Genomic DNA, 24,521 nt, shown 5'->3' on the forward strand with positions numbered 1-24,521 from the left:
TTTACAGGGCCGGTATGTTTTTTTATTTCCATTTTTTAGTTGATAACAGCTATGCTGTTTTTCATAAAAAACGATTTCAGGAGGACTGATGAAGATGAAAGGATTTTACACAGAAGTATTAAAGGCAGGTTTCAATGCGGCTCTGGATAGTGGGTAGCCTGAAACAAAACGGACTAAAGGAGGTTATCACGGATGTTTGAAATTTTTATTAAGCTTGGATGGTTTTTTAAAGAACACTGGAAACGTTATACGATCGCAATTGGACTTTTATTAATTGCCAACCTGTTTGAGGTGGTGCCGCCGTTTCTTGTGGGAATGGCGATTGATGATATTTTTATGGGTGAGTTAACGGAAAATTTGTTAATTAAATATTTGTTGATCTTAGCAGGAATTGGTGTGGTTACTTATATCATCAATTACGTCTGGCAGTATCTATTGTTTGGCGGAGCCAACCAGATTGAACGCAAGCTAAGATCGATGTTTATGCGGAAGCTGCTTCAGATGACGCCCGGATTTTATGAAAGGAACCGCACGGGTGATCTGATGGCACGCGCAACGAATGATTTGAAAGCAGTCTCAGTTACTGCCGGGTTCGGTGTACTGACGCTGATTGATTCAACGGCGTATATGCTCACGATTCTGCTTACGATGGGATTTTTAATTTCATGGGAGCTGACGTTAGCTGCAGTTCTGCCGCTACCGGTGCTCGCGATCGTGATGAAAATTCTTGGTAAAAAGATTCATGAACGTTATATGACAGCACAGGATGCATTCGGTGACCTGAATGACCGCGTGCTTGAATCAGTTGCAGGCGTGCGGGTGATCAGGGCATATGTGCAGGAAAGACGGGACGAACAGTTATTTTATGAAAATACTGAGGATGTTTATCAGAAGAATATCCGCGTATCTTTTATTGATTCATTATTTAATCCGCTGACAAAAATTCTGACAGGGATCAGTTATATGATTGGTCTCGGTTATGGTGCTTATCTTGTATTTAACCAGGCCATCACATTAGGTCAGCTTGTATCATTCAATGTTTATCTTGGGATGTTGATCTGGCCAATGTTTGCAATCGGGGAATTAATTAATATCATGCAGCGCGGCAATGCTTCAATGGACCGCGTGAATGAAACATTAAGCAGCACGCCGGATGTGGCGGAGCCTGCCTATGCAGCGGCTGTTTCATCAATGAATGAAATTAAGTTTACAGATACTGAATTCCAATATCCTTCTTCTAATGTGAAAAATCTGAGCAGGCTGAATGTGTTGCTCAGGCAGGGTGAAACACTTGGTATTGTAGGGAGAACAGGAAGCGGGAAGACAACGATTGTCAGACAGCTGCTGAAGGAATATCCAGCAGGTACAGGTGAAGTATCGGTTAGTGAAACGGGTATTCGCGATCTGTCAAAAGATCAGCTGCTGTCATGGATTGGGTATGTACCGCAGCAGCACATACTATTTTCAAAATCAGTACGTGACAACATTTTGTTCGGAGCAGAGGATGCTTCAGAAGAAGAACTGATGAAAGCCATTAAGATGGCTCATTTTGAAAAGGATCTGCAGATGCTGCCTGAAGGGCTTGAAACAATGGTGGGTGAAAAAGGCGTCGCGTTATCCGGCGGTCAAAAGCAGCGGATTTCAATTGCGCGTGCGCTGATTAAAGATCCCTCACTGCTAATTCTCGATGATTCATTATCAGCAGTTGATGCGAAAACAGAAGCGGCGATTCTTGAAAATATTAAAAATGAAAGAAATGGAAAGACGACCATTATCACCACTCACAGATTGTCCGCAGTAGAGCATGCTGACTGGATTATCGTTATGGATAACGGTGAGATGATCGAAGAAGGTGTTCATGAAGATCTTCTTGAGAAAAAAGGCTGGTATTTTGAGCAGTACGAACGCCAGCAGGTGGAAGAGTCACTGTTAGAGGAGGTGCAGTCATGAGTGTAGGAAAACGCCTCTTTCAATATGGCCTGATGTATAAAAAGACGATTATCATCGCCCTTGTCATGCTGACAATTTCAGTTGCAGCAGAACTTGCAGGCCCGTTTATTGCAAAGAAAATGATTGATGATCATATTTTAGGTAGTGAAGAGACATGGGTTGAAACAGCAGATACAGAAGATGCTGTATCATACAATAATACGTTTTATAAAAGAGAAGCTTATTTGAATGAAGGTGAGCAGGCTGGCAGTGAGGCTCACATTTATCAGATTGGACTGGATTTTTATTTTGTGAACGGTCAGGTTGATGCGCAGGGAGAACGGAGTTATGAAAACGGTCAGCTTTCGTTCGGTTCAGGCGGTACGTATCCGGCTGAAGAACTGACACGAGCAGAAGTATTTGACTTTTACACACCTGAGATTCCGAGAATTCTTGTGCTTGTTGCGTTGTATTTCGGTTTGACTGTTGTAGCTGCGATCTTCCACTTTGGACAGGAATTTCAGCTGCAGCGGTCAGCAAACAGAATCATTCAGAAAATGCGGACGCAGGTGTTCAGTCACATTCAGCGCCTGCCTATCAATTATTTTGATGATCTGCCTGCCGGGAAAGTAGTGGCAAGAATCACAAATGATACAGAAGCAATCAGGGAACTTTATGTGCAGGTTCTCGGTCAGTTTTTCCACAGCGGCGTATATATCGGCGGTATCTATATTGCGCTATTCATTCTTGATCCGAACCTTGCAGCAATCTGCCTTGTGCTGCTGCCGATCCTGTATGTGTGGATGCTGCTCTACAGAAAGTATGCGTCTGTCTACAATCAGACAGTCAGATCAAAGGTAAGTGAAATTAATGCTTCTATCAATGAAGCGATACAGGGAATGAGTATTATTCAGGCATTCAGAAGAGAGAGCCGCATTCAGGATGAATTTGAGGAGAAAAACACAACTCATTTTCAGTTTCAGAATAAACTGCTGAATCTGAATGCACTGATGTCACATAACCTGGTGAATATTTTACGGAATCTGACGTTCGTTGCTTTTATCTGGTATTTCGGCGGTGCATCACTGAATGCTGAATCAGTCGTGACAGTAGGGGTGCTATATGCATTTGTTGATTATCTGACCAGACTGTTCCAGCCGGTTACAGGCATTGTCAACCAGCTTGCCAACCTTGAACTTGCACTTGTAGCAGGAAAAAGAGTGTTTGAGTTGATGGATGAAGACGGGGAAGATGTCAGAGATGAAAGAATTGAGCGCATAAAAGGACACGTGGTCTTTCATGATGTGTCATTTGCGTATAAAAAAGAAGACTATGTATTAAAAAATCTGTCATTTGAAGCGAAGCCTGGTCAGACAATCGGACTGGTCGGACATACAGGATCAGGAAAATCATCGATTATGAATCTGCTGTTCCGCTTCTATGACTGTCAAAAAGGGGAGATTCTCATTGATGGACAGAACATCAAGGAATTACCTCGACAAACCATTCGCGATCACATGGGGATTGTACTCCAGGATCCGTATCTCTTTACAGGTACAATTGCATCCAATGTCAGCCTCAATGATCCTCGAATTTCAAGAGAAAAAATAGAGGATGCACTGAGAGCTGTCGGTGCCGATCAGATACTGACCGGACTAAAGGATGGGATTGATGAACCTGTGATTGAAAAAGGAAGTACGTTATCGTCAGGACAAAGACAGCTGATCTCTTTTGCAAGAGCGCTTGCTTTTGATCCGGCGGTGCTTGTACTCGATGAAGCAACATCAAGTGTGGACACTGAAACGGAATCTGTTATTCAGCAGGCAATGGATACGCTGAAAACGGGCAGGACGACATTCATTATCGCCCACCGTCTGTCAACGATCAGAAATGCTGATCAGATTCTTGTACTCGACAGAGGTCAAATCGCAGAACGCGGCACACATGACGAGCTGATGGCCGCTCGGGGTAAATATTATCAAATGTATGAATTGCAGCAGGGGAAACAGCAGGCTGGGTAATACTTCCTGCTGCTGTTCAAAAAAAGCCTGAGACTCTTTTATAGAGTGTTTCAGGCTTTTTAAATCGTTCCGCTGCGCTTCAGGTGGATGCTTTCCGGACGGAGGTTGCTGAGCCTCCTCGCCTTCGGCTGCGGGGTCTCAGCTTCCCTCTAATCGTCCCGGAGTCACCACCTTACGCTCCGCTGCACTTAGTTTTACCTTTCTACATTGAATTGAGGATTGCTTGTTAAAAATACCATTGATAGTTCAATTCAACTGTTAGAGGTTCGAGTGTATACGTAAGTTTTTGGTGCAATTTTAGCAGCGGATTGGAGAACAGGACGGAGACTCCTGTGGAAAAACGATCGGGAAAGACCCCGCAGGGCAGTGGTTTTCTGCCCGAGGAGGCTTGATCGTTCGTCCGCGGAGTTCGGAAAGGCATTGTGTTTATAGAGCACAATCAGACTTAATAAGTAATCCCGACTCTCTCCCGAACATGTTCATTGTTTAGTAGAAGAGAATAAGCGAAATCACCTGTATCATACATAGAAATACTCGACGGATTATCAGGCAATGTATTGATTTCAGTCCGGTAGGCTCCAATACGCTCGCCGTCAGGCAGATAAGTCGGGCAGACAATCGTCCAGTCAAGTCCTGCCTGCTTCAGCATCAAATAAGCTCTGCAATGATCTTCAGCGGCTGTACTTAACCGTCTGTTGGACTCAGTGGAATGAAACCTGAACTTTCCGGGTTCCCGCTTTGAATCGAGAATACCGGCAGTACTAATTGTAACGATCCGTTTGATACCGTGCTTTCTCATAGCAGGGAGAATGTGAATCATCGATTTTGTCAGTGCATCATTTTTATCCGTCCCAAGCGCACTGATAACCGCATCTGCACCTGCGATCGTCTGCTCTACATCATTTTTAACGGATGCGTCGCCCTGTATGTACATCAGATGTGGATCATGGCTGTTAAGCGCCGGGTCTCTGACTAGCGCCTGAATATGATGACCATCCTGTAAAGCACGTTCAAGAATCACGCTGCCAACTCTTCCGGTAGCCCCGAATAATGCGATCTTCATCCTTAAAAACCCCCTCTTACTTTCATTATATTGGCTTTGTAAAGCCTAATGGTGTTTTAGCACAGCTGGTGATTGCAGCGGAAATCACCAGCCAACTTTAATAAAGCTATTATATTTAGTGTAGCCTATCTGGAGACTTTCGCAAAGTTAAATGAATAAGGTGATGTAAGTGAGTAATATTAATGGAAATGTTACAATATTCATACAATCACTTGAAAGGGGATATGAATATGGATTTTCGTACTGAAAGAGATACATTAGGAGAAGTGCAGGTACCGGCAGATAAGTATTGGGGTGCACAAACACAACGCAGTAAAGAAAACTTTCCGATCGGGATTGAAAAGATGCCACTTGAAGTAACGTATGGCTTTGCTGAACTGAAAAAAGCAGCAGCCGTTGCGAACTATGATCTTGAAAAACTCTCATTACATAAAAAGAATGCAATTGTAAAAGCATGTGATGAAATACTGAATGGAGACCTAGATGGTCATTTCCCGCTTTCAGTATGGCAAACAGGAAGCGGCACACAATCCAATATGAATGTAAATGAAGTCGTTGCTTACAGAGCAAATCAGCTTTTAAGTGAACAGGGAGCAGATGAAAAGGTTCATCCGAATGATGATGTGAATATGTCTCAAAGTTCAAATGATACGTTCCCGACTGCGATGCATATTGCAGCTTACCGTGCGATCTGCAGCAAGCTGATCCCTGCACTGAACAATTTTACAGATACACTTTATCAGAAGGAAAAAGAATTTTATGAAGTGATTAAAATCGGCAGAACACACCTTCAGGATGCTACGCCTTTAACGCTTGGTCAGGAGATTAGCGGGTGGCGGGCAATGCTTGAACGCTCAAATACCATGGTTCAGGAAGCAAATAAACATATTCTTTCACTGGCGATTGGCGGTACGGCAGTAGGAACAGGTATTAATGCACATGAAGAATTTGGAGAGCGTGTAGCAAAACAGCTTGTACTCCAGACGGGGTTCCCGTTTTATTCATCAGATAACAAGTTCCATGCGCTGACAAGCCACGATGAGATTGTCTATCTGCATGGTGCGCTTAAAGGATTGTCAGCTGATCTGATGAAGATTGCCAATGATATCAGATGGCTCTCAAGCGGCCCTAGAAGCGGAATTGGTGAAATTACGATTCCTGCGAACGAACCGGGAAGCTCCATCATGCCGGGTAAGGTTAATCCGACACAGAGTGAAGCGCTCACGATGATTACAACACAGGTGATGGGCAATGATGCAACAATCGGGTTTGCAGCCAGTCAGGGTAACTTTGAACTGAATGTCTTTAAACCGGTTATTATTTATAACTTCCTGCAGTCCGTTCAGCTTCTTGCTGACGGAATGAATACATTTAATGATAAGTGTGCAGTGGGAATTGAAGCAAACCTTGATGTGATTGAAAAGCATGTGAAGAATTCGCTGATGCTGGTTACAGCACTGAATCCGCATATCGGCTATGAGAAAGCGGCTGAAATTGCCAAGCTTGCTTTTAAAGATGAATCAACATTAAAAGAAGCTGCAGTGAAAACAGGATATCTGACAGAAGAACAATATGATGAATGGATCCAGCCGATCAATATGGTGAATATTGACCGCTGATCACAAGAAAAGGCCCGCTCGGCGAATGAGCGGGCCTTTTACTCTATGGTTAAAGGGGGTAACCAACTTATTTAATGCGCTGCTCAGTTTCCACGTCAAAGAAGTGGCACTTGTTCAGGTTGAATGCAAGCTCAACTTTCTGTCCTGCTTTAATATCTGAACGTGAATCAACGCGTGCAACAAAATCCTGATCACCAAGCTTAGAATAAAGCATAAGCTCAGCACCTGTTAGTTCAGAAACTTCAATGTCAGCAAGGAATTTAGATCCTGCAGCTGATTCGATGAATACAGGCTCATCGTGAATATCTTCAGGGCGTACACCCAGGATAATCTCTTTTCCAATGTAATTCTGGTTGCGCAATACTTTCATTTTTCCTTCAGGTACCTGAAGCGTCTGTCCTTTTACTTCAAAGCCTGCATCAGTCAGTTTACCGCTGAAGAAGTTCATTGCAGGAGAACCGATGAATCCGCCAACAAAGACGTTTTCAGGATTGTCATACACTTCTTTAGGAGAACCGACCTGCTGGATTACACCATCTTTCATAACAACGATACGCGTTGCCATTGTCATCGCTTCAGTCTGATCGTGTGTTACATAGATTGTTGTTGTCTGAAGACGCTGGTGAAGCTTAGCGATTTCAGCACGCATCTGAACACGAAGTTTTGCATCAAGGTTTGAAAGCGGCTCATCCATCAGGAATACTTTTGCGTCACGTACAATCGCACGGCCAAGAGCAACACGCTGACGCTGACCACCAGAAAGTGCTTTTGGCTTACGGTCAAGAAGTGCTTCAAGTCCAAGAATTTTCGCTGCGTTTTTAACACGCTTGTCAATTTCAGCTTTATCAAATTTACGGAGCTTCAGTCCGAAAGCCATATTGTCGTATACACTCATGTGCGGATATAGTGCATAGTTCTGGAATACCATTGCGATATCGCGATCTTTAGGTGCTTTATCATTTACACGCTCATCATCGATGTAGAAATCACCTTTTGAAATTTCTTCAAGGCCTGCTACCATTCTTAATGTCGTCGATTTACCACAGCCTGATGGTCCAACGAATACGATAAATTCTTTATCCTGAATGTGAAGGTTAAAGTCAGATACTGCTGTTACATCTTTATCATAAATTTTGTAGATATTCTGCATTTTTAATTCTGCCATGCTGATTCCTCCAGTGTGTACGTGCTGTACGTTTGATGTAAGCCTATTGTATCTTTCTATGTAAGCCTTTCCAATAGGCACGTTGCACAAAAAGAAGACTGATCATTCGTCACAATGACCAGTCTTCCTTTTCACTTATCCGCTGATTCCATTCCAGGCAGGCGAAATAGGCGATTAATCCGCCGTTAAACGTTTTAATATCAATGCCTGCTTTTTCACTGAATTTATCAAGTCTGTATTGAAGGCTGTTACGGTGCATATATAAAAGCTTTGCTGTACTGCTGACATTTGACAGGTTTTCTACAAAACGCTGAATGATCTTCGGCAGATCACGTTCAGCATCAAAGAGCTCAAAAATCGCAGCAAATAGCGTATCTTTTTCAAATGTTGAAAAACGGTTCATCAGATTGACCGGCAGTACGTCAAACAGGGAAAGAACGCTCCGCCTGGATTCGAACGGAATATGATGGTCAAACCAGGTCCGTTCCATTTCAAGCATTGTCTTCGTCATCTCACCCGTACTGTGAAAAGATCCTGCGAAAAAAGTGATTTTCATCTCAAGATCATTCTCGATCGCCTGTGCAGCGGAAGCAAGTTCATCAAGTGACAGTGTATCTTCAGAGTGTGGCTCTATTACAAAACCGCTGTACTCATCTGTATGTGCGATTACTGCCTGGTCTGAAAAGACAAAATGAAGTGCCTGTTCTCCTTCAGTCTGAAAAGGGGAATCACTGATATACTGAACCATTCTGAATACTTTTCCTTCATCATAAGGACATTTTGCCCCATCCTCTGTCATGAATCTTATCCATTCTCCCGCAGGTCCTGCAGGTGGTGGGGAAGAAGGGGTTAATATGATAGAAATTAAATCTTTTTCCCTGTCAGACAACGCTGATTTTGAGAAACCGATCAGCTGATCAGTTTTCGTATCACGGAACCATATGTAATGGGGATGGTCAGTCTGTGCGAGCTGATTGGGAAGTCTGGCTTCAGGAAATGACTGAAGAATTGAATCGATTGCTGTCATAAGATCACCCTGCTTTAATCGTAGAATGAATTTAAAATATCACGATTCGTTTTTTTACACAACAAAACGGCCGGAAAACCGGCCGCTTTGCCGCCTGCTAATCAGCAGGCAGGGATTCAGGTTCTAACTCTCTTGCTTCTTCGATGTTTGTCCTTTGACCATAGCGGAACACACTGCCACCCGCCATTCCTTCATTAATAAAACGGTCCACATCCATTGCACACTCGTCCCGGCCTTCATAAGAAGTATCCGGAAGGAAAGACAAACGACGCTTCATCGAAAGCACCCCCTGATTCATAATATATGTGAATCAGGCATAAGATATACAATGTCAGTCACCGTATACGTGAAAAAGCATCAGATCGTGAATCTGCTGAATCACTTTATCCTGATCTTTTTCAGGTGCATCAGACAGCCACTCAATTTTGCCGTTTTTATGATAGATGCCCTTCACCTGTTCTCCCATATATGTAAATGAAAAACTCCACCCAGGTAAATCCTTTGCATACAATTTTTGATATTGAAAATGCTGAATCATGCGCTACCTCCACTATAAAATGTTTCACTCAGTATATCATGAAGAAAATGAGTGTGACATGTCTCATTCTGACGATTGATACAGTCTTCTGATATACTGAATAGGATCAGTATAGTGGAAGGTGAGATTATGGAGATTGCATTATTATTACTTGTTATGATGACAGTTGGAGCAGTGATCGGGGGCTTTACGAATTCCCTGGCAATTAAGATGCTCTTCAGACCATATAAAGCTGTATACATCGGAAAATGGAGAGTTCCTTTTACACCGGGACTGATCCCGAAAAGGCGTGAAGAACTTGCCCGCCAGCTCGGGTTAATGGTCGTGAATCACCTGCTGACTGCAGAAAGTCTGAAAGCAAAATTTCTGAATACAGAAAAAGAAAAAGCGCTGACAGCCTGGCTGCAAAAAGAGTGCAGAAAAGTATTTGAAATTGATGATTCAGTAGAAGCAGTGCTGAACCGTTTTGATCTTGAATCACCTGTGCCATATCTTGAGCATACGATGGACAATTGGATTGAAGATCAATATGACCAGTTAAAGGAAAAATACATGTTTCTGACGCTTCGTGAAACACTTCCTGAGCAGTGGCAGCAGCGGCTGGATCAGAAAGTAACATCAGTCAGCACATATATCCTTGAAAAAGGAGAGGACTATTTTTCATCTGAAGAAGGTAAAGAAAAAGTCCAGACGATGATTGACGATTTCCTCAAAACAAGAGGAACACTTGGAAGCATGGTTCAGATGGTCATGGGCAATACATCACTCGCTGATAAAGTTCAGCCTGAAATCATTAAATTTTTGAAACATCCAGGCACTCATGATATACTCGAACAGGTTTTGCACAAAGAGTGGGAAAAAGTGAAGGATTGGCAGTGGGAACGGGCATTCTCAATTGTCACTGACCGTGATCTCATTATCCGGCTTAAAGGAATACTAAAAGAGCGTATGAACCTGAATGAATGGATGAACAAACCATTTGGCAGTGTCATTCAGCCGCTAGAAAACAGGCTGATTGAAGATTTGATTCCAAAAGCTTCATTGAAAGCCAAAGATATTCTCATTGAACGGATTGAGGATATCCTGTCTAAGATGAGACTTCAGGAAATCGTCAGGGAGCAGGTGGACTCGTTTGAGGTGTCACGTCTCGAAGAACTTGTGCTTGGCATTTCGAAAAGGGAATTTAAAATGATCACCTATCTTGGTGCACTGCTCGGTGGATTAATTGGAATTGTTCAAGGGGTTTTTGTGTTATTGACCGGCCTTTGAATCAGTTAATGTTTACAGCTGATTTAATAGGGGAAACACTGATGAGTGATATTTTAAGGAGGTTTTACGATTGGCAGTAAATCTGTTTGATCAGGCAAATGAACTAGAGAGTGCAATTCGTCAAAGCGAGGAATTCACTAATTTAAAAGAAATGTATGACGCTGTGAACAGCGATGAGTCAGCGAAGGGAATCTTTGAGAACTTCCGTAACATTCAGCTTTCTCTTCAGCAGAAACAAATGAATGGCGAAGAGATTTCTCAGGAAGAAATCGAGCAGGCTCAAAAAACAGCTCAGCTTGTACAGCAGCACGAATTAATCGCAAAGCTGATGGAAGCTGAACAGCGCATGAGCATGACAGTTCAGGAACTGAACAAAGTGATCATGAAGCCGCTTGAAGAGCTTTACGGATCAATGGAAAATAATAACGAGCAATAATAAAAAAGCCGCTCAGGGCAACCTGAGCGGTTATTTTTATGCTCTTTCCTCAAGCGATGCAGCAGCTTCAGCTACACCGGCAGCTTTTTCCGAAATTTCATTCAGTGTAATCACAAGACCACTTACATCTGAATCAATTTGTGAGTTCTGGCTCTTCAGCTCTTTCATTGAAGCCATAATTCCTTCAAATGATTCACTCGTTGAAATGATGCTGTCACGTTCAAACTTGAACAGTTCCTTCAGTTCAAAGATCGAGCCTTCAATTGTTTTCGTTTTCACATTTGTGTCCTTCAGCAGATCATACACTTGAGAAACGGATTCCTTTGTATTTTCTGCAAGTTTTCTTACCTCATCAGCTACTACGGCAAACCCTTTACCATGCTCGCCTGCACGTGCAGCTTCAATTGAAGCATTCAGGGCAAGAAGATTCGTCTGATCAGCAATCGACGTTACCATGTTGGCTACTTCAGAGATCTGGCTGTTCAGGTTATTCAGTTCTTTAATATTTTGCTCGGTAGACGCCATTTTATTTGAAATCTGTTCGCTTTCTTTCTTTGTTTTATCGAGACGGGATTGTTCTTCACCTGTTTTATTTTCAAGCTCAGTTGCGACATGAGAACCGTTTTGCGCACGGTTTGATAATTGCTCCAGCGCTTTTTTCATCTGGCTGACGTTTTCACTCGTTGAACTGCTGTTATCTGAAAGAGCAGCAGCACTTGTTCTCAGCGTATCAAGCAAATCTTCAAGCTGATTTTGTTCAGCCATCAGCCTTGCCTGGAACTGATTCTCATAAGCTTCAAGGACAATCTGCATTTCAAGGTTCAGAATTTTAGAGACCGCACGCATGAGATTGAATTTATCTTTTTCGTTAAATGAAGTCTTTTCAACCATGTCCATAAATGAATTCAAAAGGTCCTGAAAAGCAGCAATATACCACTTAGGATCAAGTCCAATATGAAGGTGTACTTCTGCAATACGGTTCCTTTTCTGAATAAACTGCTGATCAATTTTACCGCTGAACATCTCCTGAATATGTACAGTTAACGTTTTTTTCAGTCTTTCAATAGAGCTGTGCTCATTAATAATCGATAAAAGTTGCGGCTCGTGGCCAATGGTCTTATAAAAGTGAGAGACAATCTTCTCTATATCTTCAGTGACATAAGGCTGGAAAGCCATTAAAACCTGTAAATCATATTTAGAAAGCGAGATCATACTCAACTGTTTAGGTGTAGTAATTTCTTTTGGCAGGTCGATTTTCACCTGGCTTTTAAACTCTTCAGCAACTGCTGACAAATCTGACTTCTTTTCACGCGTTTTTGCAAACATCATCATCAATAAATCTCCCTTCAGATACTCTCTTTAAGTAATATCGTACCGATTTGTTCAAAAATGAATCGTTTTAAAAAATAATTTAATAAAATTGCAGGATATTATACATCAATTATACTATAAAAATGAATTTAGTAGGTATTTTTTCATAAATATTTTCTTTTTCTTATGTAATAGTAGGGAATTCAAATCATTTTGGGGATTTTAAAGGATATCTCAGGATGTATAGGGAATAAGTGAATGAAGATTCATTTTTAAGGGGATGGAGTGATGATGATGGAAAAGCAATTCGACACACTGAAGGTAGAGATAACCGGTAATGCAGCATGGGTTACATTTAACAGGCCTGAAAGTCTAAATGCATTAAATCTTCAAATGATGACAGAACTGCAGGAAGTACTGAATGAATTGAAAAGAGATGCGGATCTTCAGGTGCTTGTGCTAAAAGGGGAAGGCAAAGGATTCTGTTCCGGCGGAGACATTAAAGCGATGCTTAAAATGAATGGAGAGGAAGATTTCCAGCATTTTATGAAAGTGATTAATGACCTGTCTATTACACTCTATACGATGCCAAAGATTACAGTGAGTGCGATACACGGAGCAGCGGCAGGACTTGGTCTGAGTCTTGCATTGGCTACGGATGTTGTCATTGCAGAAGAACAGAGCAAGCTCGCGATGAACTTTATCGGGATCGGTCTTGTACCGGATGGGGGCGGACACTTTTTCATGCAGGAAAGGCTTGGATCTCAAAAAGCACTGCATACAATCTGGCGCGGTGAGATTATGAATGGACAAGAAGCTTATTCACTTGGTCTGATCGATAAAGTAACTGCAGAAGGACGCGTGTCAGAAGACACTGAAGCTTTCGTTAATATGATTAACAACAGTCCGGTTAAAGCGATGATGGAATCGAAATCGATTTTAAGAGCGAGCAGAAGTAGCCAGCTTGAACAAACGCTTGAGCTTGAGAAAGATGCCCAGTGGAGAATGAGACAGACAGAGGACCATATTGAAGGCATTCAGGCTTTTACTGAGAAAAGAAAGCCGGTATTTAAAGGGCAGTAAAAAAAGACGGGGTTTCCCGTCTTTTTTTCTATTAAGTATGAAATACAACGAGTTTGCCTCTTGGTGAGACTACGCGGTGTGTGTGGTCAGCCATTCCTTCTTCTTCAAGGCGTTTTTCCCCGATTGTTTTCGCCTCTTTGTCATTTTCAGCTTCGAATGAATCTTCGAAAAGCATTTCCCCTTTTTTACTGAATGCCGTGATTTTGTAGATATCCACTATCATCATCTCCTTTTTGTCCGTATATTTATTATGTCACAGCGCGATTGTTACGTGAAGTATAGAATTTATGAAAAAATTTGAACCTTTTTTCATTGTTTTCCGTATAAAATAGAAAGGAAGGTAAAAGGAGGAAACAACATGTTGAAGATCGATAATGTCACAAAAAGGTTTGGCAGTCATACAGCTGTTGACAGTCTGTCACTGACCATTCCAAAAGGTGAAATGTTTGGTTTTCTCGGGGCAAATGGAGCAGGTAAGACAACCACCTTCCGTATGATTCTGGGGTTAATTGATCTGACAGAAGGAAGCATCAGATGGAATAATGAACCGATTGGCTATGATACGAGCAGTCTGATCGGCTATCTGCCTGAAGAACGTGGGCTTTATCCGAAAATGAAGGTAAAAGAGCAAATCGTCTACTTAGCAAGGCTCAGAGGAATGGATAAGAAAAACGCTGAAAAAGAATTAATTGAATGGCTCCGGAAATTCAATGTTCCTGAATATGAAAACAAGCGTGTGGAAGAATTATCGAAAGGGAATCAGCAAAAAATTCAATTTATTGCATCCGTCATACATAAACCACAGCTGCTTATTCTTGATGAGCCATTCAGCGGCCTCGATCCGGTGAATGTGGAATTACTGAAAAAAGCAGTATATGAACTGAAAGAGCAGGGGACTACAATCGTGTTTTCAAGTCATAGAATGGAACACGTGGAAGAACTATGCGAAAGTTTATGTATTATTCACAGAGGCTCGCCTATTGTCCAGGGCAGACTCAATGAAATTAAAAGGGATTTTGGCAAAAAAAATCTGATGATCAAAGCAGATTTTGAACTGAAGGAACTTGAGACGCTGCCGGGAGTCATTAAAATGAAGAAATTAATCGGCGGAGCGATTCTTCAGATTGAAAATGAAGATGTCTCTCAGGCAATACTGGATTTCCTTAAGCCAAAAGGATTTATCCGCCAGTTTTCACTTGAAGAACCGTCTCTCAATGACATCTTTATTGAAAAGGCAGGTGCTTCTTATGAATAGATTTGGATTAATTCTTGCAAAATCATATATGAACAAGATTAAGTCAAAATCATTTTTAATTACAACGATTATCTTTACGCTCGTCATTATCGGAGCAACTAACTTTCAATCGATTACTTCACTATTCGAAGGATCAGGAGATGGTGATGAGGAGAAGTGGCAGGTTGTTGTTTATGAGGAAGATACAGAGATAGCAGGCAGTCTCTCAGATCAGGTTGCAATATTAAATTCCTCTATTGAAGTAAGCGGTGGAGAAGCCGGCAGGGTGGATCTCGAAGAACAACTTGAAAACGGAGAGTTTGACGCACTTCTTTCGATCAGTATGACTGAAGCGGGAAGAATTGATGCTGAATACTTATCAGCCTCTCTTACAGCAAACTCTTATTCAGTGGATTTACAGGCAGCCCTTCAGACGATTCAGTCGAATATGGCGGCAAATCGCCTGTCTCTCAGTGCAGATGAACTGGCGACTTTGAATATGCCTGTTGCCTTTTCACAGGCTGCATACGTCGATTCCGCTAAGTCAGCAGAGGAACTTGATCAGGCGAGAGGATTAGTCTATGTGCTGATATTTGTCATCTATATGTCTGTGTTAATATACTCAATGATGATTGCAACTGAAGTGGCAACTGAAAAATCATCAAGAGTGATGGAGATCCTGATATCAAGTGTACCTCCAATTCAGCAGATCTTTGCGAAGATACTAGGAATCGGTCTGGTTGGACTTACCCAGATTTTTATCTGGGCGATTGTTGGAATCCTCTCAGTTAACTTGAGCAGCGATACACTTGAAGGTGGCATTTATTCTTTATTTGATTTCTCTTCAGGTTCTATCAGTACAATTGTATATGGAATTGTATTCTTTTTACTTGGCTATTTTCTTTATGCTACACTTGCAGCTTTCCTTGGGTCTTTAGTCAGCAGGTCAGAGGATCTTCAACAGGTCCTGATGCCGGTGAATATTCTGATTGTAGGAGGAGCGATGCTTGCGTTCTTTGGACTTGCAGAACCTGAATCCGGCTATATCACTGTCACATCCTATATTCCATTTTTTACGCCGCTTGTGATGTTTACAAGGGTTGGGATGCTGAATATTCCCTTTTGGGAGCCTGCGATTGCCATATCACTAACGGTTCTGACGATTTTAGTGTTAGGATGGTTTGGAGCAAAGGTTTACCGGGGAGGCGTACTGATGTATGGAAACTCCTCATCTTTAAAAGATATCAAACAGGCAGTACAACTTTCAAAAAAAGAAAAATCATAAAAATCAGAGATAGCCGGTGCTTCTGCCGGTTATTTCTATTTATGAATGCTGAATATCTGATATAATAAAAGAACAGGTGTTCTTATCTGGACGATCATTGAGAATGTAAAGGAGAGATTGCTGATGAATGGTATTACTTATATGAATCCGGGAGATCCGGTTGATCAGTATTTATTGATCAAACAGATGACAAAAGGGGTCACGACTGCAGGGAAACCATTTCTGACACTGATTTTTCAGGATAGAAGCGGCGATATTGAGGCAAAGCTCTGGGATGCCGGAGAAGAGGAGGAACGGAAGTATCAGCCTCAGACGATCGTGAAAGTAGCTGGAGAGATCCATAATTACCGGGGAAAGAATCAGCTGAGACTGAGACAGATCAGGCCTGCATCCGCTCAGGATAATGTAAAGATGGGAGACTTCCTGGAAACAGCCCCTTTATCTATTGAGGAGATGAGTGAAGAACTGACGCAATACATTTTCGAAATGAAAAATCCGGTGATTCAAAGAATTACGCGTCACTTGCTTAAAAAGTATCAAAAACCATTTCTTGAGTATCCTGCAGCAACGAAAAATCACCATGAATTCGTGTCCGGTCTGGCCTTTCACGTGGTCTCAATGCTGAGGCTTGCAAAGTTTCTGACTGAGCAGTATCCATCATTGAATAAAGACTTATTATATGCAGGTATCATCCTGCATGATATGGGGAAAGTGAAAGAGCTGTCAGGTGCGGTGTCTGCTACTTATACGCTTGAAGGAAACCTGCTCGGACATATTTCAATCATGGTCAATGAAATTGCTGAAGCAGCAAAAGAGCTAGAGATCGAAGCGGAAGAAGTACTGTTGTTGCAGCATATGATACTTTCCCATCACGGAAAAGCAGAGTGGGGCTCTCCGAAACCGCCAATGCTGATGGAAGCCGAAATCCTTCATTATATCGATAATATCGATGCTAAAATGGTGATGATGGACAGAGTGATCAGCCGTACGACTTCAGGCGAATACACAGAGCGGGTATTTGCACTTGAAAACAGATCATTTTACCGTCCGCATATGTATGATCAGGACAAGGCATAAGCTTGTACCCGCCTGCATAGGATAGCCTAAGAATATGAAGCAGGAGGCGAATCCATGTTTCCAATCTGGGTTGACCTGGCAATCGGTGGAGCAGTACTCAGTCTTGTGATGTTTGTCAGAACATCTTATGTTGATCGAAAGCAGGAAAAAGATTTTATTGAAGAGCATGGAAAAACGTATATTCAGCGAATGGCAAGAGAAAAGAAAAAACGCTTATCATCTGAACTGAAGGATTAAAAAAAGCGGGAGGCATGCCTTCCGCTTTTTAACGATTAAGATTCTGTGTCTTCTGTTTCTTCTTCAGCAGGCTCTTCAGCCGGTGCTTCCGGCTGGGAAAGAAAGGCATCAAAAGTTGTAGCAAGATCTTCATCTTTAATATCAATGTCTGCTTCTCTCATCATATCCTGGATCATTGCGCTTGCCTGAGTACGGTCTGCTTTAGCCAGTTTCAGGTCATGCTCAATCTCATCTTTCATTTCTTCAAAGCTGTCAACTTCAGCTTCACGTGTTTCAAGTACTTCAATGACATGCCAGCCAAAGCTTGTTTCAACAGGCTCGCTGATTACATTAGGCTCAAGACTGAATGCGGCTTCTTCAAAAGCGGGATCCATGTCACCAGCGCTGAAAAATCCGAGTTCGCCGCCTGTTTCCTGTGCAGCAGGTTCAGTTGACATTTCTTTAGCCAGTTCAGTAAAATCAGCGCCTTCTTCAAGCTGCTGTTTTACATTTTGAGCAGTCTCCTGATCTTGTACAAGAATGTGACGCGCATTTACTTCTTTTTGCATTTGCTCATATTCCTGCTGAATCTCTTCTTCAGTCACTTCCACATCCTCAATTAATGCTTTTTCCTGAAGTTTGTTCAGTTTCAGTGTGTCACGGAATGTATCTTCCGTGTAACCCTGCTGTGAAAGGAACATATCGAACTGCTCCTGACCACCGTATTGCTCTTTCATTGATTCGATTTCAGCGTCAATCTCTTCATCTGACACTTCATATTTATCTTCAAGAATCTGTTCAAGTACCATTACCTGAAGCGCCTGTTCGCCAACAGTTGTCTTCATCTCCTGATATAATTCTTCTTTTGTGATATCTCCGGCATTCGTAGAAACCACTACTTCGCTTGCTTCTTCGTCACTGCATGCTGCCAGCGCAGTGACACTTAGTGTAAGAGAAGCTGCTGCGATCCACTTTTTCATATCCTTCATCTCCTAACATTCTCTAAGCTGTAAAAATCTCCAAAGCATACTATAACATAATTCCCAAACTCATTGTATTGTTTTCACAATCATTCCATTTTTAAAAAAGATAAGCGTTGAGCCCATCCATTATGGCGCTGCCATGAATAACATACTTAAGAAAGGAGGGAGTCTTTATGTCATGCGGAAAAGGCGGAGGATTTGCGTTAATCGTAGTCCTGTTCATCCTCCTGATCATTGTCGGGGCAGCCTGGTTATAAAATCTGAAAAGGAAGGGGGCAACACATATGTCTCACGGACATGATAAAGGCTACTACAACGGAGGCTTCGCACTACTCGTCGTACTATTCATCCTCCTCATCATCATCGGAAGCGCCTGGTTCTAAGAAAAGCGGAGGTGAGCGTTTAGGGGCGTATATGCTGGACTGAAGCGGATTAAGATAAAGGAAACACGATGAACGAAGTGAATCGATGTTGACTTATCTTAAGGAGCTGAGGGAACCGCACTAGCCCCTGCCTGCTGGAGCTGGACAAAAAAGAGGGACCATCCCTCTTTTTTGCCATGAAAAAAAGATGCCAAAACGGCACCTTCAGTCGGCTTACATATTTTAGTCGTTACGTATACAAAATCTCCACGTAGGAAGACAGCAGTAAAATCAGAATCAGGATATTAATTGTGCGGAAAACCTTTGGCTGCCGCTCATTCGGGATTTCCTTCTGCACACAAAGTCTATTAGTCATTCGATTAATGGCGTAAATAATAAAAACTGTAAATGCGATAAATAGTCCAATTACGGAAACCATGTTCCCCCTCCTCATCTCTAAGTAATAGAATAACAAAAAACAGACACAATGAACAGAGTGAGCTGTTCATTGTGTCTGAATGAATACCCGTTTAAATGCCGGGATACTGGGTTTCCTTAACTGGAACCAGGATTTCATAGCCGTCATCATCTTCTTCAATAAATGCACCTTTAGGTGATTTAAACAATGAGCGGGCATAGATGAAATCAACGAGACAGATACCAGTGTGGTAGGCAATTAAAATTGTAAAATAATGTGCATACCCCTGAAAAACTGAAGCCCCGTACAACAGCATCCCATTTAAAAACAGGAACGGTGAAACCAGGGCCAGAATAAAAAAGAATTTCGGAATCGGTTTATTGACTCTGACTGACATAATTGGCACACAGAAAAACTGAAATTTCGTTTTCAGTCGAATTAAGCTGTAAAATCCTGCAAGCGGCAGTGTGTGCAAAACTTTATGAAGTGGATATATTAATAGAAATCCGATAGCAAACCATAAAAAATGCTGATCATACATTGGTTGGTCGGAAAGTAATTGTATCGTTACATGTAAAAAAGAAAATACAGCAAGAACTATAATCGCAGATAGAAAGAAGATGCGATAGAATCCGTATTGTTTCTTTACATTGATAGATTTCCAGCAATGCAATGTGATCGCCTCCGTTCATGACGATTTTTAATTAAAAACTAACATGAGAGATACTTTACTCCGATCTGATGAAAGTTGCAATAGGTAATGAAGAAATTTTACAATTAAAATAAATGACAAAAATCCTGCAGTAAAAAGGACGTATATCCTTTTTACTGCAGGATTTTTAATAGTAGGTTTATGGAGACGCAATTTGCTTGACTGGATTGGCAGTTCTGCTCTTTTTAACCTGTCCATCAACCTCTGAAAATTCATTTTCTATGTTGTGAAAAGAAGTTTCAAAGATTTTCATAAAGTCGTCACCGTAAATATTTTTTACAATGGCCATTACATCCATCATTTCGGGGAACTTTCCGTATATTTCACGGAGAGGAGATGCACCCTGAAAAACTGAATGTGTTTCAGGAGAGTAATTCTCCATCAGTTCAAGTAAAAGCTCGTCACCTTTCTCAGTCAGTTTGATATACGTATTACGCTTATCATTTTCCCGTTTCGAGAATTCAAGAAAGCCGCGTTCTTCAAGCTTCTTAGAAAAGTTAAATGCAGTTGACACGTGCATAACGCCGAATTTGGCGACATCGGAAATGGAAGCGCCTTTCAGGTGGTAAGCAATCCATAGGATATGATGCTCGTTAATATTAAGGTCATAAGGCTTAATCCAGTTCTGCCAGTCTTTTTCAATTGCTTTCCACAGAGCTTTGCTCAGCTGGGCCATTCGCTGGCTGAATATCATCGCCTCTTTCATAGAATATAATTTCTCATCCATGTGTCACACCTACTTTCTTAAAAGATTTTAGAGTAATAGGAATATTAGTTCAGTTTCAAACATTATAGCAATAAAGTAAAAAGAAAAAAAGACAAGAATAGATTAAATTTTCGCACAAATGGTATTTATTTTATAGAATTCCGTTTTCAGAATATAAAAAAACAGCCGCGCGGGCTGTTTTTAAGATGATGTTTGAGGTTCTTTGCTGTCCTGGTTAATTGTTTTCTCGAGTTCTTCCATTGTGGACTGGATTGCAGCAAGCTCTTCCTGCAGGTTGTTAATGGCAGGATCTGCTTCTCGTTTCCATGCCTGAATGGATTCTTTCAGTTCAGCTGCTACTACACGCAGCGAATCTTTACTTTCTTTTGAAGCGTCTGCAATAGATTCTTTTACAATCTGCAGATTCATTTGTAATTCAAGCATATGTTCACGCCAGTTGTCTTTCGTGTTTTTAATTGTTCCTCTGAGCTCTTCACCTGACTGAGGAGCTGACATGAGTGATGTTGCTGCACCGGCAACTAATCCGATTGCCAGTCCAAGTGAAAATTGTTTGAAATTCATCCCAACCACATCCCTTTTTGTTTTTATATTCTTATTGTATATAGTAATTCATAAACTGTCCAAAGTATTCCCGGACAGGAGGCTTCAATTAATGAAGACTGTAGCCGTAGTGCTAGTAGTATGTACTGTGTTATCGCTGCTCTTATTTGTGAAGTGCCTACTCGACCTGATGTCTAAAGCGATTTACCCCCCGGTCAGGATTAAACGGAAACGGGTTATGTTCACCGGAATTGCTTCATTACTATTACTTATTTTAACCTATTTGATTTGGATATAAACCTGATTCTGCGCTTCCTTCAAGGATTCTGTATCAAATAAAAAACCGCCCCCTGATTATAAAGGGGACGGTGCAGGGAGTTCAGGCAGCAGATTCGACCAGATTTGATCTTTTCATGATTGCCTGTGCTACAGGATACATCACAGCCATTAATAAACCATTGACTACAATTGCCGGAACTACTGCAGAAAGTGCAAGTGCCATAATTGGACCAGGAAGTCCAACAAGCAGGGCGGCAGATCCAAGGAAGATTGTTCCTGAGATCAGTGTACCGACAGCTGCCAGTACTGCCGCACCTGCAGGTTTGCGTGCAAGTTTACCTGCAAGAAGAATGATTCCGTAAAATGCAAATGCTGTAATAGGCTTATCGATCACATTCGGCAGGAATCCCCCTGGGAATGTTGTTGTTAGACCGGATAAAATACCTGTTGCAAGGCCGATCACTAACACGTTTTTAACGCCCGGGAATAACAGAATGCCGAGAAACATCATCAATAGTGACATATCCGGCTTCATTGTCAGGGCTCCCGGGATTAAAAGGTGTAATGCTGTACCCATCCCTGCAAATAGTGCGAGTGCTACAAGTGTTCTTGTGTTCATAACTCATCTCTCCTAAGCTAAACTGGTTTTTTTCCTGACATGTCCTCATGACTGCCAGCGAAAATTAGCATTATTATATCACGCCTGTACCGTATTTCCTACTAATTAATTTTTGCGGCAATCGCTGCTGCCATCTCACCGCGCTCGTCATTTGAATAGTCATCCGTATGTACTTCCCATACAGGTTTGAAGCCGTCTTCCTCCCCGTGACGCGGAAGAATATGAAGGTGATAATGAAAAACACTCTGTCCTGCGAATTCACCATTATTATTTAAAAGGTTAACACCTTTCAGATCATAGGTTTCTTTCATGGCATTTGCAATCTTAGGAACAACCGAAAACAGATTTGCAGCAATTTCCGGTGTCAGTTCATGAAGGTCTTTTTTATGCGTCTTTGGAATAACCAGCGTATGACCTTTTGTCACCTGACTGATATCGAGAAAAGCATACACATGCTCATCCTCGTATACCTTTGCTGACGGGATTTCTCCGTCAATAATCTTACAGAAAATACAGTCACTCATCATCCTCATCCTTTCTCATGTTAAATTAAGTTTATTCTACCATAATGAGTCGTGTTGTATGCTACAATGCTGTCATCAGATAAGAGGAAAGGGAGTACGGTTATGTCACTACTTGAAATTAATCAGCTAACAGGAGGCTACACAAGGCGCCCTGTGTTAAAGGATATCAGTCTGGCGATGGAGCCCGGAAAAATTGTCGGACTGATCGGGTTAAATGGAGCCGGTAAAAGTACGACGATCAAACATATTATCGGTCTGATGGAGCCTCATGAGGGAACAGTATCCATTAACAATCTGCAGCTGAAGCAGAACCCGGATGAATACAGAAAGCAGTTTTCCTATATTCCTGAGGCACCGATTCTCTATGATGAGCTGACACTTGAAGAACATTTAAGACTGACTGCAATGGCTTACGGGATTAAAGAGCAGGAATATGAGGCGCGTGTGCCTGATCTGTTAAAGAAGTTCCGGATGGAAGGGAAGCTGAAATGGTTTCCTGCACATTTTTCTAAAGGAATGAAACAGAAAGTCATGATCATGTGTGCATTTTTAATTAATCCGAGCCTTTATATCATTGATGAACCATTTGTAGGTCTCGATCCGCTCGCGATCCAGTCGCTTCTTGATCTGATGGAAGAAATGAAGTCTGACGGGGCAGGCATATTAATGTCTACTCATATTCTCGCTACTGCTGAACGTTATTGTGACTCATTCATTATCTTGCATGAAGGTCAGATACGTGCACAGGGTTCTCTTGAAACGCTCAGGAATGAATTCAGTATGCCGGGAGCCACGCTTGATGATATTTATATTCAACTGACAAAGGAAGAGTCGCATGAAACAAGTAAATGATTTATGGGCATCAAGACTCTCAGATTATCAAAAAGAACTTCAGAAATATATGCGTTATATTTTCAATGGACATCTGATGTTCGTGCTGATATTTGCTGTAGGTGGAGGCGGTTATGTCTATAGCAACTGGATTCAGACACTTGATGGAACATTTCCTTCATCCATTTTGATTGCAGCTGTGATCGGATTGGCGCTGACGATGAGTCCTGTATACACCTATCTGCAGGAGCCGGACAAAGTGTATTTGACACCTCTTGAAGGTCAGATGAAGCGCTATTTTGTCAATGCACTTGTTTCCAGCTTTTTCTTTCAGTCTTACGTGATCCTGCTGCTGCTGGCTGCCGCAATGCCGTTATATGTACAGACCACAGGTGCACAATTTTCCGATTTTTTCTGGTTTTTAGCGATCGTACTTACGGTTAAAATATGGAACCTGATCATGAGATGGACGATGTTACGATACCAGGAGCCGGCAAATCATTATATGGACCTCGGGATCAGACTCGTATTAAATATTACATTCCTATGGACGGTTTTTGCTGACACACAGCTATGGCTTCCGATCACAATCGGCCTGCTCATGGCAGGGTATATGGCTGCATTCAGACATCTGACAAAAGAGAAGTCATTAAAGTGGGAACTGTTAATTGACCTTGAAAATGCAAGGCTGCACCGCTTTTACCGCTTTGCGAATTTATTTACAGATGTGCCTCATCTCAAAGGCCAGGCGAAGCGCAGGAAGTGGATGGATCCTTTCCTGAAGACGCCTGATCTGAATCCTGCGCATACATACAGTTATCTGTATACAAGAACGTTCCTGCGTTCAGATGAATATTTCGGGTTGTGGGTCAGACTGACGATTATCGCAGGGGTCATTATCGGCGGTGCTGATAATCTCTGGCTGAAAGTGATTACTGCAGTTCTGTTTTTATATCTGACAGGCTTTCAGCTGATCCCGCTTTTGAAAAAGCATGAACTGAAAATCTGGCCGGATCTGTATCCTGTGAGTCCCGGCCTGCGTCATGATTCATTTAAGAAATTACTGATGAAGATTCTGGTTGTACAGGCCGTTGTATTTGCACTGATCAGCCTGGTGCAGCTTGATTTTTACGGGGCAGCCATGATTGCTGCAGTATCTATTGTATTTGTCATTGTTTTCAGTTCAATGTACGTCCCTGCACAGATCAAAAAGCATCATATAAAATAAAAAAGAGCTGTCCCTTTAGGACGGC

Annotated in this window: 28 protein-coding genes and 1 pseudogene; 14 read left to right on the forward strand and 15 right to left on the reverse strand. The window is 41.8% G+C overall.

Annotation, left to right across the window (positions count from 1 at the left end; translation table 11 throughout):
* Positions 1-192 precede the first annotated feature (192 nt).
* Both KP77_RS07415 and KP77_RS07420 read left to right on the forward strand, forming a co-directional pair.
* Positions 193-1,950: an ABC transporter ATP-binding protein gene (locus KP77_RS07415; RefSeq protein WP_041122094.1), complete on the forward strand. Its 1,758-nt coding sequence runs from the start codon at positions 193-195 to the stop codon at positions 1,948-1,950.
* On the forward strand, positions 1,947-3,950 hold the full coding sequence (locus KP77_RS07420) for an ABC transporter ATP-binding protein (protein ID WP_041122095.1): 2,004 nt from the start codon (positions 1,947-1,949) through the stop codon (positions 3,948-3,950). The genes KP77_RS07415 and KP77_RS07420 overlap by 4 nt, the downstream gene beginning before the upstream one ends.
* 445 nt (positions 3,951-4,395) lie before the next feature.
* On the opposite strand, the gene KP77_RS07425 is transcribed toward KP77_RS07420, so the two are convergent.
* Positions 4,396-5,013 (reverse strand): NAD(P)-dependent oxidoreductase, encoded by a 618-nt coding sequence (locus tag KP77_RS07425; RefSeq protein ID WP_041122096.1) that lies wholly within the window; start codon positions 5,011-5,013, stop codon positions 4,396-4,398.
* A gap of 230 nt (positions 5,014-5,243) precedes the next feature.
* On the opposite strand from KP77_RS07425, the gene fumC reads away from it, so the two are divergent.
* The gene (gene fumC, locus KP77_RS07430; RefSeq protein WP_041122097.1) at positions 5,244-6,632 is read left to right on the forward strand and encodes a class II fumarate hydratase; all 1,389 of its coding nucleotides are present in this window, start codon (positions 5,244-5,246) and stop codon (positions 6,630-6,632) included.
* Between the two features lie 67 nt (positions 6,633-6,699).
* Here fumC and KP77_RS07435 read toward each other — a convergent pair whose 3' ends face one another.
* The 4 genes from KP77_RS07435 to KP77_RS07450 all read right to left on the reverse strand — a co-directional run bounded on the left by KP77_RS07435 (position 6,700) and on the right by KP77_RS07450 (position 9,362).
* Positions 6,700-7,797 (reverse strand): ABC transporter ATP-binding protein, encoded by a 1,098-nt coding sequence (locus KP77_RS07435; protein ID WP_041122098.1) that lies wholly within the window; start codon positions 7,795-7,797, stop codon positions 6,700-6,702.
* Between the two features lie 109 nt (positions 7,798-7,906).
* Positions 7,907-8,824, reverse strand: a complete 918-nt coding sequence (locus tag KP77_RS17540; RefSeq protein WP_052474027.1) for a helix-turn-helix domain-containing protein — start codon at positions 8,822-8,824, stop codon at positions 7,907-7,909.
* Between the two features lie 97 nt (positions 8,825-8,921).
* Positions 8,922-9,101 (reverse strand): hypothetical protein, encoded by a 180-nt coding sequence (locus KP77_RS07445; protein WP_041122099.1) that lies wholly within the window; start codon positions 9,099-9,101, stop codon positions 8,922-8,924.
* Positions 9,102-9,155: 54 nt separating this feature from the next.
* Complete coding sequence (locus KP77_RS07450; protein ID WP_041122100.1) at positions 9,156-9,362, reverse strand: DUF5342 family protein; 207 nt, start codon at positions 9,360-9,362, stop codon at positions 9,156-9,158.
* A 129-nt stretch (positions 9,363-9,491) separates the two neighbouring features.
* Between KP77_RS07450 and KP77_RS07455 the strand changes: the two genes are divergently transcribed.
* Positions 9,492-10,631: a DUF445 domain-containing protein gene (locus KP77_RS07455; RefSeq protein WP_041122503.1), complete on the forward strand. Its 1,140-nt coding sequence runs from the start codon at positions 9,492-9,494 to the stop codon at positions 10,629-10,631.
* A gap of 70 nt (positions 10,632-10,701) precedes the next feature.
* Entirely contained in the window at positions 10,702-11,067 is a 366-nt protein-coding gene (locus KP77_RS07460; RefSeq protein ID WP_041122101.1) for a YlbF family regulator, read from the forward strand.
* A 36-nt stretch (positions 11,068-11,103) separates the two neighbouring features.
* Here KP77_RS07460 and KP77_RS18670 read toward each other — a convergent pair whose 3' ends face one another.
* Entirely contained in the window at positions 11,104-11,880 is a 777-nt protein-coding gene (locus tag KP77_RS18670; RefSeq protein ID WP_456152087.1) for a methyl-accepting chemotaxis protein, read from the reverse strand.
* A pseudogene (locus KP77_RS18675) lies at positions 11,860-12,399 on the reverse strand (protoglobin domain-containing protein); the annotation flags it as partial. The pseudogene KP77_RS18675 and the gene KP77_RS18670, both read right to left, overlap by 21 nt.
* Positions 12,400-12,666: 267 nt before the next feature.
* Here KP77_RS18675 and KP77_RS07470 point away from each other — a divergent pair.
* The gene (locus KP77_RS07470; RefSeq protein WP_041122102.1) at positions 12,667-13,461 is read left to right on the forward strand and encodes an enoyl-CoA hydratase; all 795 of its coding nucleotides are present in this window, start codon (positions 12,667-12,669) and stop codon (positions 13,459-13,461) included.
* Between the two features lie 31 nt (positions 13,462-13,492).
* Here KP77_RS07470 and KP77_RS07475 read toward each other — a convergent pair whose 3' ends face one another.
* Complete coding sequence (locus tag KP77_RS07475; protein ID WP_152614695.1) at positions 13,493-13,678, reverse strand: YhzD family protein; 186 nt, start codon at positions 13,676-13,678, stop codon at positions 13,493-13,495.
* A 141-nt stretch (positions 13,679-13,819) separates the two neighbouring features.
* Here KP77_RS07475 and KP77_RS07480 point away from each other — a divergent pair, with 141 nt between their 5' ends.
* The 4 genes from KP77_RS07480 to KP77_RS07495 all read left to right on the forward strand — a co-directional run bounded on the left by KP77_RS07480 (position 13,820) and on the right by KP77_RS07495 (position 17,294).
* Complete coding sequence (locus KP77_RS07480; RefSeq protein WP_041122104.1) at positions 13,820-14,716, forward strand: ABC transporter ATP-binding protein; 897 nt, start codon at positions 13,820-13,822, stop codon at positions 14,714-14,716.
* The gene (locus tag KP77_RS07485; protein ID WP_041122105.1) at positions 14,709-15,980 is read left to right on the forward strand and encodes an ABC transporter permease; all 1,272 of its coding nucleotides are present in this window, start codon (positions 14,709-14,711) and stop codon (positions 15,978-15,980) included. The genes KP77_RS07480 and KP77_RS07485 overlap by 8 nt, the downstream gene beginning before the upstream one ends.
* Positions 15,981-16,103: 123 nt before the next feature.
* Positions 16,104-17,057 carry a 3'-5' exoribonuclease YhaM gene (gene yhaM, locus KP77_RS07490; RefSeq protein WP_041122106.1) on the forward strand — a complete coding sequence of 318 codons (954 nt, stop codon included), beginning with the start codon at positions 16,104-16,106 and terminating at the stop codon, positions 17,055-17,057.
* 54 nt (positions 17,058-17,111) lie between these two features.
* Positions 17,112-17,294, forward strand: coding sequence for a sporulation YhaL family protein (locus KP77_RS07495; RefSeq protein WP_041122107.1), 183 nt, complete (start codon positions 17,112-17,114; stop codon positions 17,292-17,294).
* A 35-nt stretch (positions 17,295-17,329) separates the two neighbouring features.
* On the opposite strand, the gene KP77_RS07500 is transcribed toward KP77_RS07495, so the two are convergent.
* Positions 17,330-18,253: a peptidylprolyl isomerase gene (locus tag KP77_RS07500; protein ID WP_041122108.1), complete on the reverse strand. Its 924-nt coding sequence runs from the start codon at positions 18,251-18,253 to the stop codon at positions 17,330-17,332.
* Between the two features lie 176 nt (positions 18,254-18,429).
* On the opposite strand from KP77_RS07500, the gene KP77_RS07505 reads away from it, so the two are divergent.
* Positions 18,430-18,513 (forward strand): YjcZ family sporulation protein, encoded by an 84-nt coding sequence (locus KP77_RS07505; protein WP_041122109.1) that lies wholly within the window; start codon positions 18,430-18,432, stop codon positions 18,511-18,513.
* A 27-nt stretch (positions 18,514-18,540) separates the two neighbouring features.
* On the forward strand, positions 18,541-18,639 hold the full coding sequence (locus tag KP77_RS07510; RefSeq protein WP_041122110.1) for a YjcZ family sporulation protein: 99 nt from the start codon (positions 18,541-18,543) through the stop codon (positions 18,637-18,639).
* A gap of 229 nt (positions 18,640-18,868) precedes the next feature.
* Here the strand turns inward: KP77_RS07510 and KP77_RS07515 are convergent, their stop codons facing one another.
* The 6 genes from KP77_RS07515 to KP77_RS07545 form a co-directional block, all read right to left on the reverse strand.
* Positions 18,869-19,057 (reverse strand): hypothetical protein, encoded by a 189-nt coding sequence (locus KP77_RS07515; protein WP_041122111.1) that lies wholly within the window; start codon positions 19,055-19,057, stop codon positions 18,869-18,871.
* Between the two features lie 91 nt (positions 19,058-19,148).
* Positions 19,149-19,709: a DUF3267 domain-containing protein gene (locus KP77_RS07520; RefSeq protein ID WP_041122112.1), complete on the reverse strand. Its 561-nt coding sequence runs from the start codon at positions 19,707-19,709 to the stop codon at positions 19,149-19,151.
* A 178-nt stretch (positions 19,710-19,887) separates the two neighbouring features.
* Positions 19,888-20,475 (reverse strand): HTH-type transcriptional regulator Hpr, encoded by a 588-nt coding sequence (locus KP77_RS07525; protein ID WP_041122113.1) that lies wholly within the window; start codon positions 20,473-20,475, stop codon positions 19,888-19,890.
* Positions 20,476-20,655: 180 nt separating this feature from the next.
* Positions 20,656-21,036: a YtxH domain-containing protein gene (locus KP77_RS07530; RefSeq protein ID WP_041122114.1), complete on the reverse strand. Its 381-nt coding sequence runs from the start codon at positions 21,034-21,036 to the stop codon at positions 20,656-20,658.
* A gap of 358 nt (positions 21,037-21,394) precedes the next feature.
* Positions 21,395-21,913 carry a tryptophan transporter gene (locus tag KP77_RS07540; protein ID WP_041122116.1) on the reverse strand — a complete coding sequence of 173 codons (519 nt, stop codon included), beginning with the start codon at positions 21,911-21,913 and terminating at the stop codon, positions 21,395-21,397.
* Positions 21,914-22,014: 101 nt separating this feature from the next.
* Complete coding sequence (locus tag KP77_RS07545) at positions 22,015-22,437, reverse strand: HIT family protein (RefSeq protein WP_041122117.1); 423 nt, start codon at positions 22,435-22,437, stop codon at positions 22,015-22,017.
* Between the two features lie 102 nt (positions 22,438-22,539).
* Between KP77_RS07545 and KP77_RS07550 the strand changes: the two genes are divergently transcribed.
* Positions 22,540-23,289, forward strand: a complete 750-nt coding sequence (locus KP77_RS07550) for an ABC transporter ATP-binding protein (RefSeq protein WP_041122118.1) — start codon at positions 22,540-22,542, stop codon at positions 23,287-23,289.
* Positions 23,273-24,496 carry an ABC transporter permease gene (locus KP77_RS07555; RefSeq protein WP_041122119.1) on the forward strand — a complete coding sequence of 408 codons (1,224 nt, stop codon included), beginning with the start codon at positions 23,273-23,275 and terminating at the stop codon, positions 24,494-24,496. The genes KP77_RS07550 and KP77_RS07555 overlap by 17 nt, the downstream gene beginning before the upstream one ends.
* The last annotated feature ends 25 nt before the right edge of the window (positions 24,497-24,521 follow it).

This window comes from Jeotgalibacillus alimentarius (assembly GCF_000829445.1).
GTDB lineage: Bacteria > Bacillota > Bacilli > Bacillales > Jeotgalibacillaceae > Jeotgalibacillus > Jeotgalibacillus alimentarius.

Excerpts from the sequence above, each read along its gene's own strand:
- KP77_RS07450 (WP_041122100.1), bottom strand. The coding sequence starts at position 9,362 with ATGATTCAGCATTTTCAATATCAAAAATTGTATGCAAAGGATTTACCT.
- KP77_RS07510 (WP_041122110.1), top strand. The coding sequence starts at position 18,541 with ATGTCTCACGGACATGATAAAGGCTACTACAACGGAGGCTTCGCACTA.
- KP77_RS07540 (WP_041122116.1), bottom strand. The coding sequence starts at position 21,913 with ATGAACACAAGAACACTTGTAGCACTCGCACTATTTGCAGGGATGGGT.
- KP77_RS07500 (WP_041122108.1), bottom strand. The coding sequence starts at position 18,253 with ATGAAAAAGTGGATCGCAGCAGCTTCTCTTACACTAAGTGTCACTGCG.
- KP77_RS07445 (WP_041122099.1), bottom strand. The coding sequence starts at position 9,101 with ATGAAGCGTCGTTTGTCTTTCCTTCCGGATACTTCTTATGAAGGCCGG.
- KP77_RS07515 (WP_041122111.1), bottom strand. The coding sequence starts at position 19,057 with ATGGTTTCCGTAATTGGACTATTTATCGCATTTACAGTTTTTATTATT.
- KP77_RS07555 (WP_041122119.1), top strand. The coding sequence starts at position 23,273 with ATGAAACAAGTAAATGATTTATGGGCATCAAGACTCTCAGATTATCAA.
- KP77_RS07470 (WP_041122102.1), top strand. The coding sequence starts at position 12,667 with ATGATGATGGAAAAGCAATTCGACACACTGAAGGTAGAGATAACCGGT.
- KP77_RS07550 (WP_041122118.1), top strand. The coding sequence starts at position 22,540 with ATGTCACTACTTGAAATTAATCAGCTAACAGGAGGCTACACAAGGCGC.
- yhaM (WP_041122106.1), top strand. The coding sequence starts at position 16,104 with ATGAATGGTATTACTTATATGAATCCGGGAGATCCGGTTGATCAGTAT.
- KP77_RS07420 (WP_041122095.1), top strand. The coding sequence starts at position 1,947 with ATGAGTGTAGGAAAACGCCTCTTTCAATATGGCCTGATGTATAAAAAG.
- KP77_RS07545 (WP_041122117.1), bottom strand. The coding sequence starts at position 22,437 with ATGAGTGACTGTATTTTCTGTAAGATTATTGACGGAGAAATCCCGTCA.
- KP77_RS07425 (WP_041122096.1), bottom strand. The coding sequence starts at position 5,013 with ATGAAGATCGCATTATTCGGGGCTACCGGAAGAGTTGGCAGCGTGATT.
- KP77_RS07495 (WP_041122107.1), top strand. The coding sequence starts at position 17,112 with ATGTTTCCAATCTGGGTTGACCTGGCAATCGGTGGAGCAGTACTCAGT.
- KP77_RS07415 (WP_041122094.1), top strand. The coding sequence starts at position 193 with ATGTTTGAAATTTTTATTAAGCTTGGATGGTTTTTTAAAGAACACTGG.
- KP77_RS07525 (WP_041122113.1), bottom strand. The coding sequence starts at position 20,475 with ATGGATGAGAAATTATATTCTATGAAAGAGGCGATGATATTCAGCCAG.
- KP77_RS18670 (WP_456152087.1), bottom strand. The coding sequence starts at position 11,880 with ATGCAGATTGTCCTTGAAGCTTATGAGAATCAGTTCCAGGCAAGGCTG.
- KP77_RS07505 (WP_041122109.1), top strand. The coding sequence starts at position 18,430 with ATGTCATGCGGAAAAGGCGGAGGATTTGCGTTAATCGTAGTCCTGTTC.
- KP77_RS07435 (WP_041122098.1), bottom strand. The coding sequence starts at position 7,797 with ATGGCAGAATTAAAAATGCAGAATATCTACAAAATTTATGATAAAGAT.
- fumC (WP_041122097.1), top strand. The coding sequence starts at position 5,244 with ATGGATTTTCGTACTGAAAGAGATACATTAGGAGAAGTGCAGGTACCG.
- KP77_RS07455 (WP_041122503.1), top strand. The coding sequence starts at position 9,492 with ATGGAGATTGCATTATTATTACTTGTTATGATGACAGTTGGAGCAGTG.
- KP77_RS07480 (WP_041122104.1), top strand. The coding sequence starts at position 13,820 with ATGTTGAAGATCGATAATGTCACAAAAAGGTTTGGCAGTCATACAGCT.
- KP77_RS17540 (WP_052474027.1), bottom strand. The coding sequence starts at position 8,824 with ATGACAGCAATCGATTCAATTCTTCAGTCATTTCCTGAAGCCAGACTT.
- KP77_RS07530 (WP_041122114.1), bottom strand. The coding sequence starts at position 21,036 with ATGAATTTCAAACAATTTTCACTTGGACTGGCAATCGGATTAGTTGCC.
- KP77_RS07485 (WP_041122105.1), top strand. The coding sequence starts at position 14,709 with ATGAATAGATTTGGATTAATTCTTGCAAAATCATATATGAACAAGATT.